Here is a 14,342-nt window from a genome sequence, read left to right on the forward strand (position 1 = left end):
ACTCTAAAGTGGCTCTTTTTATATTAATTTGAATTATTTATCTAATTAGTTTTTTGGAGCTTGTCCAATTAAATCCATAAATTGATCTAACTTAGGTAAAATAATAATTTGTGTACGACGGTTTTTAGATTTACCTTCTGCAGTAGCATTCGTAGTTAATGGGTTGTATTCTCCACGACCACCAGCAGTTAAACGTTTTCCATCAACTCCATATTGGTTTTGTAATGCTTGTACAACAGAAGATGCACGTAAAGCAGATAAATCCCAGTTGTTACGAATGTTTGGTTTAGAGATTGGCACATTATCTGTGTTACCTTCAATCAATACATCGTAATCTCTATAATCATTGATGATTTTAGCAATTTTACTTAAAGTTTCTCCTGCAGCTGGTGAAATTTCGTAGCTTCCAGATTTGTATAACATATTGTCTGCTAACGAAATATACACAACACCTTTCAATACTTTAACATCAACATCTTTAGCTTCGTTACTTGATAAAGAACGAGTTAAGTTGTTTGTTAATACCATATTCAAACTATCTGATTTGCTTTTTGCATCAATCAAGTGTTTGATATATTTGTTTGATTGGTTGATTTCGTTCACTAACTCAGAAACATTTTTAGAACCTCCATTAATACAATTTTTCAATTGCTCTTGTAATTGTTTAATTTGGTTTCTTTCACTCTGAACTGTGTTTTCGAATTGACCTTGATTCGCTTCATAATTAGCTAATTTAGCTTTCGCTACAGCCAATTCTGTTTGACATCCTTGGTTTTCAGAATAAGCAGAGTTGAATTTGTTTTGTAATTCATCATACTTCTTCTGGCTCACACAACTAAATAAAGTTGAAGCAGCGATTACCGCTACTGGCAAAATTGAAACTTTCATAATTATTTTTTTATTTCAGTTATACGAATATATGTTATTATTTTTTTATTGGAACTAATATTCCGCAAAAACCATGCTGTAAAAATACAAAACTCCTACAATCATAAGGTTGTAGGAGTTTTAACGATGTAATTTTATTTATATTGCATTAACCCTGAGGGATATACAAAACTTGTCCAGGATAAATTTTATCCTCGTGTTTTAACATTGGCTTGTTTGCTTCGAAGATTTTTGGATATTGCATTGGATCTCCATATACTTCTTTAGCAATTTTAGACAAAGAATCTCCACTTTTTACTGTGTACATTGTCTTAGAAATATCTGGAATCTCAATTGTTAAAGGCGTTTTTAATGTCAATTGATCTTCTACTCCATCAACTCCATCAATATTTCCAGCCGTAGCTAAGATTTTTTGTTTTTCGTTGATGTCCAAAGCTTGTCCAGCTACCACAATTTTATCTCCATCAGCAGAAAATGTAACTCCTGATAAATCGAATCCTTGTTTTGCAACTTGATCTTTTACTTTAGCTGCTTTTTCTTCTGGAGTTTCTGCTCCTCCGAAGACTTTTTCTCCGGCATTTTTAATAAATGAAAATAATCCCATAGTGAGTTGATTTAATAATATTTATTTGTTGATATTTAGTAAATATATGATTTCTGTTACAATTATCGTGCAATTGATGAATATTTCTTTTTTAAATTTTCACTCATTGTGCGCTGTTGCTGGATTTGGCTTGTCAATTGATTAATCTTTGCATCAAGTCCTTTATCATTATCTTCTGCTGTTTGAATTTTTCCATTTAACGAAACCACTTGATCTTCGATTGTTTTTAAAGCATTTTCGGTTTTAATTTTTTTCTTCATTAATCCATCAGTTGCTTTATCATCAGATTCTCTTTCTAGTTGATTTACGATTAAATCTAACTTATCGCCCAAAATCTGTTTCTTGCTTTCTAATTTTAATAACGTATTATTATTTTTTAAATATGATTTGATAGAATTTCCTTTCTTCAATTGAGCATCTGCATTCTCTTTCGCCAAACGAATCATATTCTCGTTTGCCAATTTCAGTTCATTGCGAACACAACCTTGCTTCGTTTTTACAGCTAAATCTTTCAATTGATTATAAATCTTTTCAAATTCTGCCGAATTACTATTAAAGGTCATTCCATTTTGATCAGTTAACGTATTAATCACAGTTGTTTTTCCGTTTTCTTCATCAACCAAACTGATCACAGATTTATAAACATCTTGCGAATTTTTGAACTTGATATTACTCGCTTCATGTTTTTTAAGAAAACCCGAAGCCCCTTCTTTGTTTGTTACCCAATTTTCCCACGATTTTACAATCAAACTTTGGGAACAATTATCAGTAGAAAAAGCAAAGGATTTTAATTCTTGACCATTCATTTCATACTCAACTTCAAACAATCCTTCGTCAGATTGTGCACTAACATATGCTGATGTTATCAAAGTTGTAATGGCTAAAAGTACTATTTTCATCAAGTTTGTATTTTATAATTCTATTCTCAATAATTCATCCAATTTAGCAAAATATCAGAGTTTTTGAAAAGATGTTGTACAGATTTTTTATAATGGTTAATTTTAACCAGAAATTAATCAAAACTCAATGCAAACAAAAATTTTATTAATCTACACAGGAGGAACAATTGGGATGGCTAAAGACTATGGCGACCAATCCTTAAAACCTTTTAATTTTGATAATTTGTTGAAACAAATTCCAGAATTAGGACTGTTAGATTGTTCTTTTGACTACCATAGTTTCGATACGCCAATTGATTCGTCTGATATGAAACCTAAATATTGGATAGAAATTGCTGAAACAATACAACAAAATTACGAAAACTATGATGGTTTTGTTGTCTTACACGGAACTGATACAATGGCATATACGGCTTCTGCAATGAGTTTTATGATTGATAATCTTGAAAAACCTGTTATTTTCACTGGATCTCAATTACCAATTGGAGATTTGCGAACAGATGCAAAAGAGAATTTGATTACGTCAATTCAATTGGCTTCATTACGAAAAAATGACAAACCAATTATTAAAGAAGTTTGTGTATATTTTGAATACAAATTATTTCGTGCAAATAGAACAACAAAGATTAATGCAGAAAATTTTGACGCATTCGAATCACCGAATTATCCTGTAATTGGAGTTTCTGGAGTTCATTTGGAAGTGAAAGAAGATTTGTTGTTGAAAAATAATGTTACTGGTAAACTTTCTATCAATAAAAATCTGAATGCAGATGTTGGTGTTTTGAAAATTTTCCCAGGAATGAATCGTTCTTTTATCGAAAGTGTTTTAAAAGCTCCAAATACAAAAGCCTTTATTATTGAAGCTTTCGGAACAGGAAATATTTTTACAGACGATTGGTTTATTGAATTATTAGAGGATATAACTAATCAAGGAATTCATCTTATCATCAACACGCAATGTGCAGGTGGAATGGTAGAACTTGGACGTTATGCAACAAGTGATGCTTTATTAAATATGGGTGCAATCTCAAGTTTTGATTTAACAATGGAAGCTGCAATTACGAAAGCTATTTATTTATTAGGTCAAAATCTTTCGAAAGAAGAATTTAAAACACAATACGAAGCAAACTTAAAAGGAGAACTTCGTCATCATTTTTATAATGATTAAATCGATATAAATTTCATAAAAAACGCTACAAATTTGTAGCGTTTTTTATGTTTTAATACTTCTCATCTTCAAAAGGTTTACGAACAAAATCAAGAAATTTTCTCTCTGAAACTCCAAACTCTTGAAAATTTTTCCTCGCTTGCTCTAAACATACTTTATTTGCTCCTTCCTCATACAAAGGATCATTATATTGAATTCCATCATCTTCCCAAAAACATACTTCACATAATTGAAACGTATTAGTTGGTTTTTCAGAATATGTAAAATATCCACAACATGGACATTTATACATTCCTTCTTTATTAGTCATAATTTACTAAGATAGCATTTATTTCTTCCCTGACATTGAAGCTCCGTCTGATTCTCTCAACTTAAAAAAAATATAAGTAGATAAAATTGTCATCACACCCATTGTTAAAAACGAATATCTGAAAGCTTGTACTTCTGCACCTTTTGTTAAATCTTCCATTTCTCTAAAAAGACCTAAAATAAGAGCTGCAACTGAAATACCAAAAGTCAAGGATAATTGTTGCGTAACAGATAATAAACTATTTCCTTCACTCGATGTATTTTCGTCCAAATCGGCTAATGAAAGTGTATTCATCGCTGTAAATTGAATTGAACTAAAAAATCCATTCAAAATCATTAATGGAATGATATAATAAATTGGTGATTCTGATCCTAAAAAGAAAAATAACGAAATAATTAATCCTAATATAATCGTATTTGCAATCAATGTGTTTCTATATCCAAATTTATTCACAATTGGAACAACAAATGATTTCGCAATAATGTTACTTGCAGCAGACGGAATCATGATCAATCCTGCAACTGTAGCAGTATAACCATATCCAACTTGCAATAACAACGGAATAAGAAAAGGCATTCCTCCAATTCCTAAACGTGTTATTAGATTTCCTATTATTCCTATTTTAAGCGTTCTAATTTTGAAAAGATTTAAATCAATTAAAGGATGTTGTTTATGTTTTGCATGATAGATATATAATCCAATTAAGAAAATTGAAACGGCTGATAACGCTAAAACTGTTTGTAATCCTATTACACGAGAAGAAGTTAATTCCATTATCAAGGTTAGCATCGTAACACCACCACTAAAAAGAATTAAACCTCTTAGGTCAAATTTAAAAACTGGATGTTTAAAATCGGGGATTGCAAAAGTAGTCATCCAAAGTGCAATAATTCCGAATGGAATATTCACAATAAAAATCCAATGCCAAGAAAGTGTTTCAACTAAAATTCCACCAATCGTTGGTCCTAATAACGGTCCTATTAAACCCGGAATTGTAATAAAATTAATCACTTTCAATAATTCACTTTTTGGATATGCATACAAAATTGCTAACCGAACTACAGGAACCATCATTGCACCACCAATTGCTTGAATAATACGAGAAATAACTAAAAAAGGTAATGTTGTAGCAAATGCACAAAGTGTGGAACCAAATGTAAAAATCAAGATAGCTGCTTGAAATACTTTTTTTGTTCCATATTTATCTGAAAGCCATCCGCTCAAAGGAATCAATAATGCTACAGTTAACGTATAAGCAACAATTATGGACTGAATCTCTAAAGGGGATTTTCCTAATTCTTTTGCAATTGTAGGTAAAGAAGTATTTAGAATTGTACCGTCTAATGATTGCATAAAAATTGCCATCGCTCCTAACCATGGCAAGTATTTTAACAATTTTGGACTTAAAATATTTTCATTATTCATTGGTAGTTGCATAGCAAATTTTATTCCCTTTTAAATATCATTAATTTCTATATTTAAGAAGAATAAAAGACCTAAAAAAATTTAGGTCTTTTATGTATAATTTACTTTTTAATAAACTTCAAATTTTTAGTTCCTCCAGTTGTTTGAATAGTAATAATATAAACTCCTTTTGGAAGTGATGAAACATCAATTTGTCTTTGATTATTAGTTGATTTTATTTTTGAATAGCTGCGACCATTCAAATCATTTATTTTATAATCTAACACTTCTTTATTAGATTCTATATTCAACATTTTATCTGTTGCTGTTGGATAAATTCTGACATTAATATTCTTAGTCAAATATTCTTGCGTACTTAGATTTTGAAACTTAAGAACTGGATAATTATCATTCAATCCACTTACAAATTTCCATGGCTTTTCTGAATTTGAAGCATTTAATTTATTTGCAAATGTTTCATTTTTCATTGCAGTTGTTGTGTTTCCTGTAACATCAGCTGTTACACCTTCAAATTCAAAAGTTCCAATTCCATCTATACTAGAAATTGTTTCATCAAAATAAGAATTGGTAATCTTAGCACTTCCTATCATACCAGCATAAGTTCCTACTGCCATTGGAGCTTTTACTATACTAACTGTATATGTATTTTCTACTGTTAATGCTGTTTGTGCATAACCTGCAAACCCTCCCGCTCTTTCTAACTCTGCTTCTACTTCTGAAATAGAATAAGAATCTTTAATCGTATTCATTCTATTCGGACCAAAAGCCATTGTCGTAAAACCTACAAATCCTCCAATAATATATCCTCCCACAACTTTTCCTTTTGCAAAAGAATTTGTTATTGTAGATTTATCCCATAAATTCCCTGTAAATCCTCCAACTTGATTTTTCCCTTCTACGTATCCTTCAAAAGAAGAATTATTAACAAAAGAATCTGTTAATACACTTCCCGCAAAACCACCAATATTATAAGAAGTTGTAATAATTTCTGCATTTGTTACATGACAGTTATCTACAAGACTATTTGTAGAAAGGTTACCAACAAAACAACCTGCTGTATCTTTTGCTCTAACCTTAATATTATCTATTTTTAAATCTTTGAAAGTTGCTTTGAAAGCTTGTCCAAAAAAACCAACAAAATCTCCAGTTGGTCTGTTAATTAAAACATTCTTGATTGTATGATTATTTCCTAATACAGTTCCTGAAAAAGGCTTTTGATACCCATAACCAATAGAAGTCCACAAATGTTTTCCTACATCGATATCATTAGAAATAATAATCGTTTTTCCCAAGAAATCATTTCCATCAAAAACCAATTTTGCTAATCCAGCTAACTGCTCTGCATTACCCAAAGTAAAAGATGTAGAAGTAGAATTATACCAAGAGGTATCTGCATTATCAATCCAATTTGTTGTTGGAAAATTTTCATCCGCTTTCTTTGTAAACTCTTTCTCTGTCGTTAATTCATTAAAATTAGGTGCCTTCCCACTCTGTCCGTATAACGGAATACTCGACATTACTGCCGCTAATAAAATTGTAAATAGTGTTTTCTTCATGTTTTTGTTAATTTAACTTCTAATATATTATATTTAAAACACTTAACATAAATCAATAAACCTATTTAAGTAGTTTATACTAATTACAAATAATCTTTAAAATCCTAATTAGTAGAGATATCGTTTATTTTGTATTTTTGAATTTATGTTTCTCAACGCTCATACGCATCATTTATCAAATCAATCAGATATTTTGGAATTGTATAATCAGTTTCCAAATGATTTGAATGATAAAGTGAAGTTATTTTCTATCGGAATTCATCCAGCTTATATCAAAACCTCATCAATAGAAGAAGAAATAGAACTTATTAGACAAGCTATTTCAAATAAAAACTGTTTAGCAATCGGAGAAATTGGATTAGATAAATTATGTGAAACTAATTTTGAGTCACAAATCGAGATTTTTGAAAAACAATTACAAATAGCGGAAGAAAATAGAATTCCAGTCATTATTCATTCAGTTCGGGCTTATCAAGAAATTTTACAGATTCGTAAAAAAATGAAATTAACGATACCGTTTATTTTTCATGGTTTCAATAAGAACGAACAATTGCTCAATCAAATTATTACGCAAAATTGTTTTGTATCTTTTGGTAAAAATCTTCTTTATAACAAAAACTTACAAATTATATTTGCAAAAATTTCTGCAAATCAATTCTTTTTAGAAAATGATGCAAGCGAAATTCCGATAAAAGAAATTTATGCTTTTGCAGCAGATTTGAGAAAAATAACAATCGAAGAATTAAAGCTTCAACAAGCAGAAAATTGGAAAGCAATTTTTGATTACGAAATTCAATTATAATAAAATACATTTCAATGGCAGTTTGGCAAGAAAGAGCTGAATTATTATTCAAAAAAGAAGGTTTAGAAAACCTTAAAAAATCTAATGTTTTAGTAGTAGGTTTAGGAGGCGTTGGTTCTTTTGCCGCAGAATTTATTGCACGCGCAGGTGTTGGTAAAATGACAATTGTGGATGGTGACACAGTTGATATCACAAATATTAACCGTCAATTACCCGCCTTACATTCGACAGTTGGACAACATAAAGTAGATATCGTTGGCGATCGTTTGATGGATATTAATCCTGAATTAGAATTAACACGTATCAACGAATTTTTGAGTCCAGAACGTACACACGAAATCGTTACGCCTGATTTTGATTATGTGTTAGACTGTATCGATTCTGTTACGCCAAAAATTAATTTAATCTTAGCCGCAAAACGCAAAAAGGTTAAAGTAATTAGTAACATGGGTGCTGGAGGAAAATATTTGGCAAGTAAAGTCCAAGTACGCGATATTAGTAAAACTGACGTTTGTCCTTTGGCAAAAAATGTTAGAAAGCGCTTAAAAAAAGAAGGTATTAATAAAGGTGTTAAAGCTGTTTTTTCGACAGAAGTTCCTGATGAATTATCGGTAAAATTAACTGATGGCAAAAACTATAAAAAATCTTTTTATGGAACCAACTCTTGGATGCCTGGTTTATTTGGATTACATGCTGCTGAAACAGTGATTCGACATTTATTAAAAAATGATAAATAATTAACTACTTTCTTAAAGATTTAAGTAATTTAGTTGCAAATTAACAAAGAGACGAAAAAAATGAAAGTCAATTACGATTATATCACATACGAAGATGTTTTGAGAGCGCGTCAATTTATGTACGAGCAAGCGTTGGAACAGAATGCGACTAACTCGTTGTTGAATACCGCGAGAGATTTATTTGGAAATAGTAATTTCGAGATGTGTATCAAAGTTTGTGAAGGTTTATTGGATGCAAAAGACCCAAAACAGTTATACGATGCTAAGAAATTAATTGCTTTATCATATTATAGTTTACAAGATTTTGAAAATGCAGACAATGCTTTTTTTGATTTGGCTCAAAACTCTGATAATTCAGATGATTGGTTTAATGTTGTAATTTCTGCAGCTTTAAATAAAAACATCGAACGTAGCCAAGAATGTTTCGGGATTGCATTAGAAAAATATACTAAGTTTGGTCATCAACGCAATATGCCATCTGTACAATTGATGTTGCATTACATGATTACGTTAGAAACTGTAAAAGAATATGCATTGGCTTTAGAACAATGTAAAATGTTGTTACAAGTTTATGCAAAACTGAAAAAAACAGACGAAAAATTCTTAAGTTCTCGTGGATTAGAAAAAATCGAAAACTTTTTAGAAACAGCTAAACCTGTTCTGAAAAAAGCGAAAAAGAAAGAATTAACAGAAATCAAGAAAGAGTTATTAGAAGCTCTTGATGCAAACGGAGTAGAAAAAGCAGAAGCTTTTTTTGCTGAATTTTAAGAAAATTATTTTTTTACATATTTTAAAATCCACTTCGAAAGAAGTGGATTTTTTTGTTTTAATAAATAATGTAAATTAGTCAAAACACTAATCGAATGAAATACTTTTTTACTTTCATATTCTTCCTCTCAACTTTTACTTTTGGTTGTAGTTGTAGAGAATTTTCTGTAGAAGAAATTTTTGATAATGTTGATGCCGTTTTTATAGGAAAAGTAATTGCGGTTGATACTACAAAATATGATTTTTCTTCAAATCTTGTCTATGCTTATACATTTGAAATTACCAAAGATTATAAAAGAAAATATAAGGAAGACAAATCTCAAAAACATTATACAACTATTTATACACCATCAGAAAATTTGTTTGGTGGATGTGGAATTACATTTAAGTTAAACGAAACATATTTGGTCTATGGTATTCGCACAGATGTTGGAACAATGACAAATATGTGTATGAAAACACTGGATTTGAAATTTGTAGAAAAAAATGAATTGGATTCTTTACAATTATTAAGTAATCAATTTTTTAAAAATAAAAAAAACATTCTTGATGTAGATATTTATGGGGATTATTCAGATCAAAACAATGAATTACTTACTGAATACGAAAATGAAATTTTAAAACTAAAATCAACTAATAAAATTTACATTATTATTATTAGTCTATTTTCAGTCTTATTATTATTTAGTTTATTCTTCAATTTAAGAAAAAGAACAAATTCAAAATAATTTTAAACTTTTCAAACCTGTGTTTTTCAAAATAAATAATCTTTTTATAGCTTTATAACTATTTAATTAACACATGAGTCACGGAAAAATAAGAGAAGATCACAATTGTCAGAATTGTGGACATCACGTAGAAGAACTTTATTGCACCCATTGCGGACAAGAAAATGTAGAAACTCGGCAACCTTTTCACTTTTTATTTACCCATTTTATCGAAGATTTTCTTCATTACGATGGTAGTTTTTGGCAAACAATAAAAAAACTATTTTTAAAACCAGGACAATTAACAAAAGAATATCTAAGCGGAAAACGAAATAGTTCTGTAAATCCTGTAAAGATGTATATTTTTGTCAGTTTTATAACTTTCTTTGCGATTTCAATTTTCCCTTCTAAATCGCATGAAAATAAAACGACAACTACAATAGAACTAACACCTACTTTCGAAAAAGAAAAAGCTATAAATGCTGCTTTAGATAGTTTAAAAAGTAAAAACTTTATATCCAAAGAACAAAATGAAAAAATAAAAACTGTAGTTGAAAAAAGTAAAGATGTAAACTCTTTAGAAGATTTGAATGATGAATCTATCGAAATGATGGAGTCTAAAGTTAAAAGAGATATTCCTATTTTAACTCCGATAATAAAAAAATATCAAGAGTTGAGACAAAGAAAGGTTTCTGACGAACAAATGGGAGAAGCTATTGTAGAAAATTCATTACATGTTATTCCGAAAGTTCTTTTTGTATATATGCCTTTTTTTGCATTCTTTTTATGGGTTTTTTACAACAAAAAGAAATGGTGGTATTTTGATCACGGAATTTTTACGCTGCATTATTTCACGGTAATTCTTTTGTCCATTTTGGTGATTTTCTTACTCAACAAATTATCAAATATTATAGATATTAATGCAATTTCCTCAATTGTTTTATTACTCAATATACTTATTGTAATCTATATTATTATTTACTTTTTTATTGCACTTTATAAACTCTATCATCAAGGATTTATAATAAGTTTTATAAAAGGAGTTATTCTGCTTAATATTAACACAATCATATTTTTCTTAATTGTAGTTGGGATTTTGGTTTATTCTTACTTAAATGTTTAAAAACAGAAACTAAATAAATTCAACTTCTCACACTTAATGGGATTCTGAAATGAGTTTTGAATGATTATAAAATAAAAAGCCTCGCATTGCGAGGCTTTCTAATATCTAAATTCTAACTTCTTATTTATTAAGATATTCGCTCCAAGTTTTGATTTTTAAATCATCGATAGATAAAGTACAAAAAGCATTAATAAAAGCTGCTGCTAAACGTGCATTTGTAACTAATGGAATATTAAAATCTACCGCTGTACGACGAATTTTGTAATCGTTATCTAATTCCGCTTTTGTTAAGTTTTTAGGAATATTAATAACCATATCAATTTTCTTATCGTGAATGTAAGACATTACATTTGGTTCTTTTTTATCAGATGGCCAGTAAACTAAAGTAGAATAAACGCCATTTTCTGTAAAGAATTTGTGCGTACCTTCTGTTGCATAAATTTTATAACCTTTCTCGATTAATTGTTTCGCAGGTCCTAATAAAGCAACTTTAGATTCGATTGGTCCACCAGAAATTAAAACTGTTCTTTCTGGAATTTCGTATCCTACAGAAATCATCGATTTTAATAAAGCTTCTTCAGCAGTATCTCCAATACAACCAACTTCTCCAGTAGAAGACATATCAACAGATAAAACAGGATCGGCACCAGCTAAACGTGTAAATGAGAATTGAGATGCTTTTACTCCTACGAAATCTAAATCGTAAACAATTTCTGAATGTCCTTTTTCAACTTCTAATCCTAATAAAACTCTTGTCGCTTTTTCGATTAAGTTATTTCCAGCAACTTTAGAAACGAATGGGAAAGAACGTGATGCACGAATATTAGTTTCGATTACACGAACTGTATTATTCTTAGATAAGAACTGAATGTTCATTGGTCCAGAAATCTCAAAACGTTTTGCAATTTTAGCTGCAACTTTACGCATTTGACGAATTGTTTCGATGTAAACTTTTTGTGGTGGATAATACATTGTAGCATCACCAGAGTGAACACCCGCAAATTCTACGTGTTCTGAAACTGCATAATCAACAATTTCTCCGTTTTGACAAACTGCATCTAATTCAATTTCTTTTGCTCCTTGAACGAATTCAGAAACTACAACTGGATAATCAGGAGAAACTTCTTTCGCTAATTTTAAGAAAGCATCTAATTCTTCTGTATTAGAAACTACGTTCATTGCAGCTCCTGATAATACATAAGAAGGACGAATTAAAACTGGGAAATTAACCTCATCTACGAATTTGTGAATTGCTTCTAAAGAAGATAATTCTTTCCAACGTGGTTGATCGATACCTAATTCATCTAATATTTCTGAGAATTTATGACGATTTTCTGCATCATCAATACGTAAAGGAGAAGTTCCTAAAATATTGATTGATTGATCGTATAATTTCATGGCTAAGTTATTCGGAATTTGACCTCCAGTAGAAATAATTGTTCCTTCTGGTTGTTCAAAATCTAAAATATCCATTACACGTTCAAACGATAATTCTTCGAAGTATAAACGGTCTGATTCATCATAATCCGTAGAAACTGTTTCTGGATTATAGTTGATGATAATTGTTTTGTATCCGTTTTTAGAAGCTGTTTGTGCTGCATTTACACAACACCAGTCAAATTCTACAGAAGAACCAATTCTATATACACCAGATCCTAAAATACAAACTGATTTGTCAGTTTCTGGAGTTAAATCGTTTTCTATTCCGTGGTATGTTACGTATAAATAGTTTGTTTGTGCAGGGAATTCGGCAGCTAAAGTATCCATTTGTTTAATAACAGGAACGATACCAAAGTTTTTACGTAATTCACGAACTGTTAATTCGTTTCTGTGTACGTTTTGATTTCCTTTAACTAAAACTGCAATTTGTTGATCCGAGAAACCAGCTAATTTTGCACGTTTTACTAAATCTGCATCAACTTGTTCAAATCTTTCTAATGCTTCAAATTCTTTAGAAATATTAAAAATTCTTTCTAAACGTTGTAAGAACCATAAATCGATTTTAGTTAAATCGTGGATTTTTTCGATAGAATATCCAGCTTTAAAAGCTTCTGTGATAGCGTATAAACGTTCATCATTTGGCTCAGCTAACCAAGTATCTAACGATTCTCCTTCTGGAATTGTGAAAGAGTTTGCTACAAATCCTCTGTGTCCGATATCTAACATACGAACTCCTTTCTGAATTGCTTCTTCGAAAGAACGTCCAACTGCCATTACTTCTCCAACAGATTTCATTGCAGATCCAATGTTACGACGTACACCGTAGAATTTATTTAAATCCCAACGAGGTAATTTTACAACACAATAATCTAACGCAGGCTCGAACATTGCAGATGTAATTTGTGTAACGCTATTTTTTAATTCGTTTAAAGAATATCCTAAAGCTAATTTCGCAGCAACGAAAGCTAATGGATATCCAGTTGCTTTAGAAGCTAAAGCAGAAGAACGAGATAAACGAGCATTTACTTCAATTACACGGTATTCTTCTGATACTGTATCAAAAGCATATTGAATATTACATTCTCCAACTACACCAAGGTGGCGAATTGTACGAATTGCAATTTCACGTAATTTATGGTATTCTGAGTTTGTTAAAGTTTGAGATGGAGCGATTACAATTGATTCTCCAGTGTGAACTCCAATTGGATCGAAGTTTTCCATGTTACAAACTGTAATACAGTTATCGTAAGCATCACGTACAACTTCGTACTCAATTTCTTTCCATCCTTTTAAAGATTCTTCAACTAAAACTTGGTTAGAATAATTGAATGCTTTTTCAACTAATTCTAATAATTCTTCTTCGTTGTTTGCGAATCCAGATCCTAAACCTCCTAAGGCGTAAGCTGCACGAATAATTAATGGGAAACCAATTCTTTTTCCAGCTTCCATTGCATCAGCAACAGTTTCTACAGCTTCAGAACGAGCAGTTAAAACTCCGATTTGATCTAATTTTTCGATAAAAATATCACGATCTTCTGTTGCTTCAATTACTGGAATTTGAGTTCCTAAAACTTCAACACCGTATTTTTCGAAGATGTTATCTTTATTTAATTCTACCGCACAATTTAATGCAGTTTGTCCACCAAATGCTACTAAAACACCATCTGGTTTTTCTTTTTGAATTACTTTTTCTACGAAATATGGAGTTACAGGTAAAAAGTAAACTTCGTCTGCTATTCCTTCAGAAGTTTGTACAGTTGCAATATTTGGATTAATTAAAACTGTTTTTATTCCTTCTTCTTTTAACGCTTTTAACGCTTGCGAACCAGAATAATCAAACTCTCCAGCTTGACCAATTTTTAGTGCTCCTGATCCTAATACTAATACTTTTTTAATATCTTTTTTTAACATCGTG

At 30.3% G+C, this 14,342-nt stretch carries 13 protein-coding genes; 6 read left to right on the forward strand and 7 right to left on the reverse strand.

What is annotated here, in order from left to right:
• Positions 1–45 precede the first annotated feature (45 nt).
• The 3 genes from AC2I98_RS07670 to AC2I98_RS07680 form a co-directional block, all read right to left on the reverse strand.
• On the reverse strand, positions 46–888 hold the full coding sequence (locus tag AC2I98_RS07670; RefSeq protein WP_486414000.1) for an OmpA/MotB family protein: 843 nt from the start codon (positions 886–888) through the stop codon (positions 46–48).
• 148 nt (positions 889–1,036) lie between these two features.
• A complete protein-coding gene (gene lysM / locus AC2I98_RS07675) occupies positions 1,037–1,492 on the reverse strand; it encodes a peptidoglycan-binding protein LysM (RefSeq protein WP_486414001.1) in 456 nt (151 codons plus the stop codon).
• A gap of 62 nt (positions 1,493–1,554) precedes the next feature.
• Positions 1,555–2,391 (reverse strand): hypothetical protein, encoded by an 837-nt coding sequence (locus tag AC2I98_RS07680; protein WP_486414002.1) that lies wholly within the window; start codon positions 2,389–2,391, stop codon positions 1,555–1,557.
• A 127-nt stretch (positions 2,392–2,518) separates the two neighbouring features.
• Here AC2I98_RS07680 and AC2I98_RS07685 point away from each other — a divergent pair, with 127 nt between their 5' ends.
• Positions 2,519–3,559 carry an asparaginase gene (locus tag AC2I98_RS07685; protein ID WP_486414003.1) on the forward strand — a complete coding sequence of 347 codons (1,041 nt, stop codon included), beginning with the start codon at positions 2,519–2,521 and terminating at the stop codon, positions 3,557–3,559.
• A 52-nt stretch (positions 3,560–3,611) separates the two neighbouring features.
• Here AC2I98_RS07685 and AC2I98_RS07690 read toward each other — a convergent pair whose 3' ends face one another.
• From AC2I98_RS07690 to AC2I98_RS07700, 3 genes are all read right to left on the reverse strand, one after another.
• Entirely contained in the window at positions 3,612–3,869 is a 258-nt protein-coding gene (locus AC2I98_RS07690) for a CPCC family cysteine-rich protein (RefSeq protein WP_486414004.1), read from the reverse strand.
• Positions 3,870–3,887: 18 nt separating this feature from the next.
• Positions 3,888–5,294: a multidrug transporter subunit MdtD gene (gene mdtD, locus AC2I98_RS07695; RefSeq protein WP_486414005.1), complete on the reverse strand. Its 1,407-nt coding sequence runs from the start codon at positions 5,292–5,294 to the stop codon at positions 3,888–3,890.
• Between the two features lie 101 nt (positions 5,295–5,395).
• Positions 5,396–6,850 carry a T9SS type A sorting domain-containing protein gene (locus AC2I98_RS07700; RefSeq protein WP_486414006.1) on the reverse strand — a complete coding sequence of 485 codons (1,455 nt, stop codon included), beginning with the start codon at positions 6,848–6,850 and terminating at the stop codon, positions 5,396–5,398.
• A 145-nt stretch (positions 6,851–6,995) separates the two neighbouring features.
• On the opposite strand from AC2I98_RS07700, the gene AC2I98_RS07705 reads away from it, so the two are divergent.
• The 5 genes from AC2I98_RS07705 to AC2I98_RS07725 all read left to right on the forward strand — a co-directional run bounded on the left by AC2I98_RS07705 (position 6,996) and on the right by AC2I98_RS07725 (position 10,987).
• Positions 6,996–7,652 carry a TatD family hydrolase gene (locus tag AC2I98_RS07705; protein WP_486414007.1) on the forward strand — a complete coding sequence of 219 codons (657 nt, stop codon included), beginning with the start codon at positions 6,996–6,998 and terminating at the stop codon, positions 7,650–7,652.
• Positions 7,653–7,666: 14 nt separating this feature from the next.
• Entirely contained in the window at positions 7,667–8,389 is a 723-nt protein-coding gene (locus tag AC2I98_RS07710; RefSeq protein WP_486414008.1) for a tRNA threonylcarbamoyladenosine dehydratase, read from the forward strand.
• A gap of 60 nt (positions 8,390–8,449) precedes the next feature.
• Positions 8,450–9,157, forward strand: coding sequence for a hypothetical protein (locus AC2I98_RS07715; protein ID WP_486414009.1), 708 nt, complete (start codon positions 8,450–8,452; stop codon positions 9,155–9,157).
• A 95-nt stretch (positions 9,158–9,252) separates the two neighbouring features.
• Entirely contained in the window at positions 9,253–9,885 is a 633-nt protein-coding gene (locus AC2I98_RS07720; protein ID WP_486414010.1) for a hypothetical protein, read from the forward strand.
• Between the two features lie 73 nt (positions 9,886–9,958).
• Complete coding sequence (locus AC2I98_RS07725) at positions 9,959–10,987, forward strand: DUF3667 domain-containing protein (RefSeq protein WP_486414011.1); 1,029 nt, start codon at positions 9,959–9,961, stop codon at positions 10,985–10,987.
• A 120-nt stretch (positions 10,988–11,107) separates the two neighbouring features.
• Here the strand turns inward: AC2I98_RS07725 and carB are convergent, their stop codons facing one another.
• Positions 11,108–14,338 carry a carbamoyl-phosphate synthase (glutamine-hydrolyzing) large subunit gene (gene carB, locus AC2I98_RS07730; protein ID WP_486414012.1) on the reverse strand — a complete coding sequence of 1,077 codons (3,231 nt, stop codon included), beginning with the start codon at positions 14,336–14,338 and terminating at the stop codon, positions 11,108–11,110.
• Positions 14,339–14,342: the final 4 nt, after the last annotated feature.

The organism is Empedobacter sp. EJD.6dd (assembly GCF_057369435.1).

Bases quoted from the DNA above. Each gene is read 5' to 3' on its own strand.
- AC2I98_RS07725 (WP_486414011.1), top strand. From the start codon at position 9,959: ATGAGTCACGGAAAAATAAGAGAAGATCACAATTGTCAGAATTGTGGA.
- AC2I98_RS07720 (WP_486414010.1), top strand. From the start codon at position 9,253: ATGAAATACTTTTTTACTTTCATATTCTTCCTCTCAACTTTTACTTTT.
- AC2I98_RS07715 (WP_486414009.1), top strand. From the start codon at position 8,450: ATGAAAGTCAATTACGATTATATCACATACGAAGATGTTTTGAGAGCG.
- lysM (WP_486414001.1), bottom strand. From the start codon at position 1,492: ATGGGATTATTTTCATTTATTAAAAATGCCGGAGAAAAAGTCTTCGGA.
- AC2I98_RS07705 (WP_486414007.1), top strand. From the start codon at position 6,996: ATGTTTCTCAACGCTCATACGCATCATTTATCAAATCAATCAGATATT.
- AC2I98_RS07670 (WP_486414000.1), bottom strand. From the start codon at position 888: ATGAAAGTTTCAATTTTGCCAGTAGCGGTAATCGCTGCTTCAACTTTA.
- AC2I98_RS07680 (WP_486414002.1), bottom strand. From the start codon at position 2,391: ATGAAAATAGTACTTTTAGCCATTACAACTTTGATAACATCAGCATAT.
- AC2I98_RS07700 (WP_486414006.1), bottom strand. From the start codon at position 6,850: ATGAAGAAAACACTATTTACAATTTTATTAGCGGCAGTAATGTCGAGT.
- carB (WP_486414012.1), bottom strand. From the start codon at position 14,338: ATGTTAAAAAAAGATATTAAAAAAGTATTAGTATTAGGATCAGGAGCA.
- mdtD (WP_486414005.1), bottom strand. From the start codon at position 5,294: ATGAATAATGAAAATATTTTAAGTCCAAAATTGTTAAAATACTTGCCA.
- AC2I98_RS07690 (WP_486414004.1), bottom strand. From the start codon at position 3,869: ATGACTAATAAAGAAGGAATGTATAAATGTCCATGTTGTGGATATTTT.
- AC2I98_RS07710 (WP_486414008.1), top strand. From the start codon at position 7,667: ATGGCAGTTTGGCAAGAAAGAGCTGAATTATTATTCAAAAAAGAAGGT.
- AC2I98_RS07685 (WP_486414003.1), top strand. From the start codon at position 2,519: ATGCAAACAAAAATTTTATTAATCTACACAGGAGGAACAATTGGGATG.